The organism is Gulosibacter sediminis, from assembly GCF_030011715.1.
Lineage (GTDB): Bacteria > Actinomycetota > Actinomycetes > Actinomycetales > Microbacteriaceae > Gulosibacter > Gulosibacter sediminis.
In genome coordinates this window covers 1-4,729 of the sequence record NZ_JASCYH010000070.1, presented here as the reverse complement: position 1 = coordinate 4,729, position 4,729 = coordinate 1, and the positions used below count along the sequence as shown (strand labels likewise).

Annotated in this window: 3 protein-coding genes; 1 reads left to right on the top strand and 2 read right to left on the bottom strand. The window is 66.8% G+C overall.

Features of this window, described 5'->3' with window-relative positions:
- Nucleotides 1–60: 60 nt before the first annotated feature.
- A complete protein-coding gene (aceB, locus tag QM019_RS12445) occupies nt 61–1,713 on the bottom strand; it encodes a malate synthase A (protein WP_282853272.1) in 1,653 nt (550 codons plus the stop codon).
- Nucleotides 1,714–1,746: 33 nt separating this feature from the next.
- Nucleotides 1,747–3,060: an isocitrate lyase gene (aceA, locus tag QM019_RS12440; protein ID WP_282853271.1), complete on the bottom strand. Its 1,314-nt coding sequence runs from the start codon at nt 3,058–3,060 to the stop codon at nt 1,747–1,749.
- 175 nt (nt 3,061–3,235) lie between these two features.
- Here aceA and QM019_RS12435 point away from each other — a divergent pair, with 175 nt between their 5' ends.
- Nucleotides 3,236–4,669 (top strand): helix-turn-helix domain-containing protein, encoded by a 1,434-nt coding sequence (locus QM019_RS12435; protein ID WP_241209142.1) that lies wholly within the window; start codon nt 3,236–3,238, stop codon nt 4,667–4,669.
- Nucleotides 4,670–4,729: the final 60 nt, after the last annotated feature.

The following is a 4,729-nucleotide window of genomic DNA, read 5'->3' as shown; positions in this document are numbered from 1 at the left end:
GTTGTTGTAGTTCTGGCGGTGCCAGAACTACAACAACCGACCACTCAACCCTTGTTTGGGCTAGAGGACCGTGTCCTTGGTGAGGTGCTTGTAGGCCGGGATAGTCAGGAACGCCGGGTAGTCGTCGCTGAGCACGATCTCGGCGAGCAGTCCGGCCGCCTCGTCGAGACGGTCGCCCTCGAAGCGGTCGAGGTCCTCGCGCAGCACACGCTCGATGCAGCCCTCGATGCGAGTGCGCACCACGGGAATCCCGTCGTCCTGCGTCACGACGCCCTGGTGAATCCACTGCCAGAGCTGCGAGCGCGAGATCTCTGCCGTCGCCGCATCCTCCATCAGTCCGTAGATCGCGGCGGCGCCGGTTCCCCGCAGCCAGCTCGCGATGTAGAGCATGGCCACGCGGATGTTCACCTTGAGGCCCTCCTCAACGGTGATCTCGCCGCCCTCGATGCGCAGGTCGAGCAGGTCTGCCGCCGTCACATGCACGTCCGGGCGCTGGCGCGAAATCTGGTTCGGCGCATCCCCGAGCACCTCGTCGAACTCCGCCTGCGCGGTCGCGACGAGCCCCGGATGCGCCACCCACGAGCCGTCGAAGCCGGCGGCCGCCTCGCGGCGCTTGTCGGCCGACACCTTCTCGAGCGCACGCGCGGTCGCTTCGGGGTCGGAGCGGTTCGGGATGAACGCGGCCATGCCGCCGATCGCGAAGGCCCCACGACGGTGACACGTCGCCACGAGCAGCTCGGTGTACGCGGTCATGAACGGCTGCGTCATCGTGAGCTGACCACGGTTCGGTAGCACCCAGCGCTTCGAGCGGTCGCGGAACGTCTTGATGATGCTGAAGAGGTAGTCCCAGCGGCCTGCGTTGAGGCCGGCGCAGTGGTCGCGCAGCTCGTAGAGGATCTCCTCCATCTCGAAGGCCGCGGTGATCGTCTCGATGAGCACCGTGGCACGCACCGAACCGTACGGCACGCCCACGTGGCGCTCGGCGAAGGTGAACACGTCGTTCCAGAGGCGCGCCTCGCGGTGATTCTCGAGCTTCGGCAGGTAGAAGTACGGGCCGGTGCCGGTCGCGAGCAGTTCCTTCGCGTTGTGGAAGAAGTAGAGGCCGAAGTCGACGAGTGACGCCGACACGACGCCCGACTGGCCCCGCTCATCCACGTAGCGAAGGTGGTTCTCGGGCAGGTGCCACCCGCGCGGGCGGAACACGATCGTCGGCGTTGTTTCGCCGAGGCGGTACTCCTTGCCGTTGTCGGCCGTGAAGTCGATGCGGCGGCGAATCGCGTCGGCGAGGTTGAGCTGGCCATCGATGACGTTGAACCACGTCGGGCTCGTCGCATCCTCATGGTCGGCGAGCCAGACCTTGGCACCCGAGTTCATCGCGTTGATCGTCATCTTGCGGTCGGTCGGACCAGTAATTTCGACGCGACGGTCTTCGAGCCCCGGGCCCGTGCCGGCGACCTGCCAGTTCGCATCCTCGCGGATGTGTCGGGTCTCGGCGAGGAAGTCGAGGTTCGCCCCCTGCGAGATCTCGCGGCGGCGATCATCGCGTGCCGCGAGCAGGTTGCAGCGGCGCTGACCGAAGCGGTCGTGCAGCTGGGCGAGGAATTCGAGCGCCTCGGGCGTCAGCACCTCGTCGAAGCGAGGATGCATGGTGCCGCGGATTTCGATGCGGCCGCCGGTACGGGTGGTGGTCTGTTCGGTCGTGAGAATGGTCATGATGCGCTCCTTCGCGCGAGTGGCCCTGGCGGCCTAGTGAAACTGTTCGGATTCGGTCGAGCCCACGAGAGCGAGGGTCTTCGAGTCGGGGTTGAGTGCCGTCGAGATCAGGTCGAAGTAGCCGGTGCCGACCTCGCGCTGATGCTTGGTGGCGGTGTAGCCGTTGGCCTCAGAGGCGAACTCGGCCTCCTGCAGCTCGACATACGCCTCCATCTGGCGCTCCTCGTAGCCTCGGGCGAGCTCGAACATCGAGTGGTTGAGCGCGTGGAAGCCGGCGAGGGTGATGAACTGGAACGCGTAGCCCATCGCCGAGAGTTCACGCTGGAAGCGCGAGATCTGGTCGTCGTCGAGGTGGCGGCGCCAGTTGAAGCTCGGCGAGCAGTTGTAGGCAAGCAGCTGGCCGGGGTGCTCGGCGCGGACGCGCTCGGCGACGATGCGGGCGTGCTCGAGGTCGGGCACGGCGGTCTCAACCCAGAGCATGTCGGCGTACTTCGCGTATTCGAGGCAGCGGGCGATGACTGGCTCGATGCCGTTCTGCACCTCGTAGAAGCCCTCGGCGGTGCGCTCGCCGGTGACGAACGGGCGGTCGCGCTCGTCGACGTCGCTAGTGATGAGCGTCGCCGCAAGCGAGTCGGTGCGGGCGATGACGATGCTCGGCACGTCGGCGACGTCGGCCGCGAGGCGGGCGGCGTTGAGGGTGCGGATGTGCTGGCTGGTGGGCACGAGCACCTTGCCGCCCATGTGACCGCACTTCTTCTCGCTCGCGAGCTGGTCTTCCCAGTGCACGCCGGCTGCACCGGCCGAGATCATCTGGTGCATGAGCTCGTATGCGTTGAGCGGGCCGCCGAAGCCCGCCTCGGCGTCGGCGACGACCGGGGCCATCCAGTCGCGCTCGGTCGTGCCAGTCTCGGCGAACTCGATCTGGCCTGCGCGCTGGAGGGCACTGTTGATGCGGCTGACGACGGCGGGCACCGAGTTGGCCGGGTAGAGCGACTGGTCGGGGTAGGTCTGGCCCGAGAGGTTCGCGTCGGCGGCGACCTGCCAGCCCGAGAGGTAGACGGCCTGGAGGCCGGCGCGCACCTGCTGCACGGCCTGGTTACCGGTGAGGGCACCGAGGGCGTAGGTCCACTCGTTCGGGTCCTCGTGGTTGCGCTGAATCTGCGACCAGAGGCGCTCGGCACCGCGGCGAGCCGTGGTGTGTTCCTCGCGGAAGGGGCCACGCAGCTTGATGACGTCTTCGGCGCTGTAGTTACGCTCGACGCCGTCCCAGCGGGAGTTGCTCTCCCACTCAGCCTGCAGCTCTTCGGCGGTCTGGGTCTGGTCTCCTGGCAGCTGGTTGTTCGACATCGCGGACTTCCTTGTCTTCTCGGTGGCCGAGCCTGCGCTCGTTGCCTGGTGTGCATCCAGCTTGCGGCCGCCGGCACGCCCCGAACCCCCAAACGGCGGCAGAAATGTTGTCGTTTTTCCGCACTTCGGAAAAGTTGACGTTGCTCCGAACCGGATGCTCGGCCAAGATTGCGTCATGGTCCCCAATGACGCGTTGACCCTCGGCCGCCGCATCCGAGCCCGCCGAGTCGAGCTCGGCCTCTCGCTGCAGGAGTTTTCTGACCGCATCGGCAAGGCGCCCTCGCGCGTCTCGGTGATCGAGAACGGGCAGCGCGATCTGCGCCTGAGCGAACTGCAGGACATCGCGACGGCCCTCGACACCTCGAGCGACGCCCTCGCTGAGTCGGGCGAGCTCAGCGAGCGGGATGCGCTCGAGATCGATTTTCTGCGTGCGCAGCGCACTCCCCTCTATGCGAGCCTCGGGCTGCCCGAAATTCCCGTGCGCAAGTCGCTCAGCGACGAAACGATGCAGGCGATGCTCAAACTGCTCGGCGAGCTCACCAACCTGCATTCGACGCGGGCCGCGACGCCCGAGGTGGCGCGCCTCGCGAATCTGCAGCTGCGCGCCGACCAGCGCGAGCGCGGCAACTACTTTGAGGAGCTCGAGCGCGAGGCCGAAGCGCTCCTGCGCGCGGTTGGCTACCGCGAGGGGCCGGTGTCGATGGACACCGTGAAGCAGATCGCCGAGCACCTCGGCTTCACGCTGCACGCCGTGAACGACCTGCCGTATTCGACCCGCAGCATCACCGACAGCGAGCGGATGCGCGTCTACCTTTCTGCGAGCGGCGTGAGTCGCTCGCGCTCGGTGGTGCTGCAGGCGCTCGCCGCGCACGTGCTCGGCAAGCGCGAGCCCGTCGACTACGGCGACCTGCTGCAGCAGCGCGTCGAGACGAACTACCTCACGGGCGCGATCCTCATGCCCGAGTCGAGCGCGGCGCCGCTGCTGCGCGCGTCGAAGCAGCGACGTGATCTGTCGATCGAAGAATTCCGCGGCCACTACGGTGTCACCTACGAAACGGCGGCCCACCGTTTCAGCAACCTCGCGACGCAGCACCTGGAAATTCCCGTACATTTCCTCAAGGTGCACGAGTCGGGTGCGGTGCTCAAAGCGTACGAGAATGACTCGGTGCTCTTCCCCACGGATGCGCTGGGCAACGTCGAGGGCCAGATTGTCTGCCGCTGGTGGAGCGCACGGCAAGTGTTCACGACGGACCAGCGCATCGGCACCTACTCGCAGTACACCGACAAGCCGGCGGGCACCTACTGGTGCACCTCACAGGTCGAGTCGGGGCCGGGCGGCAGCTACTCGATCAGCGTCGGCACGAAGTTTTCGGAGGCGAAGTGGTTCCGCGGCCGCGACACCACGGTGCGGCTGCGCTCGGGCTGCCCGAACCCGTCGTGCTGCCGCGAGCCCGAAGAGGAACTCGTTGAGCGATGGGGCGAGCGTTCCTACCCGAGCGCGCGTATGAACTCCTCACTCCTCGCTGCGATGCCGACGGGCACCTTCACGGGCGTCGACCGCGTTGCCGTCCTCGAATTCCTCCAACGCCATACCCCGGAATCCCCCTAACCGGGTTGCCGTCAGAGGGGGTTGAGTGGTCGTTTTTTGTAGTTCTGGCGGTGCCAGAAC